At 35.5% G+C, this 440-nt stretch carries 1 protein-coding gene; it reads right to left on the bottom strand.

All coding sequences use genetic code 11. The features are described from left to right. Positions 1–440, bottom strand: a 440-nt coding sequence (locus tag EII32_RS11675) for a hypothetical protein (RefSeq protein WP_199741444.1), incomplete at both ends; no start/stop codon positions are given.

Here is a 440-nt window from a genome sequence, read left to right as displayed (position 1 = left end):
CTCCTACACTTACACTTCTACCTGGTATTCTATTACCATTTGCATCTCTTAGATATAGTTCATCACCAACTACCTCTGCATTGTTTTCATATGTGAATCCACCTGGTACAACCTCTCCTGGTGCTACTCCATTAAAACTTCCGCCTCCAGTAGAACTACCAGCTCCTTCATAATGAACTAATCCGGATTTAGTAAGCTTACCTTTTCCTGTATCATAAGCAACATATGTCATTCCATCTACTTTATAAAGAACTACGGCTCTTTCTCTTGGATCTAATGTTCCTATTTGTGTTGTTTTATCAAAGTCATATACTGGCTCAGGTGTTGAACCATTTACCCATGAATAATCATCTTTGTATTTTATTATGCTTCTTGCATTTGTTACATATCCTTGTCTATATCCAGAACTTGTTGGATATTGAACTAATACTATATTTTTT

The organism is Prevotella sp. OH937_COT-195, assembly GCF_003932845.1.
Lineage (GTDB): Bacteria > Bacteroidota > Bacteroidia > Bacteroidales > Bacteroidaceae > Prevotella.
The sequence above is the reverse complement of the archived record's forward strand: the minus strand, read 5'-3'. Positions and strand labels throughout refer to the sequence as shown.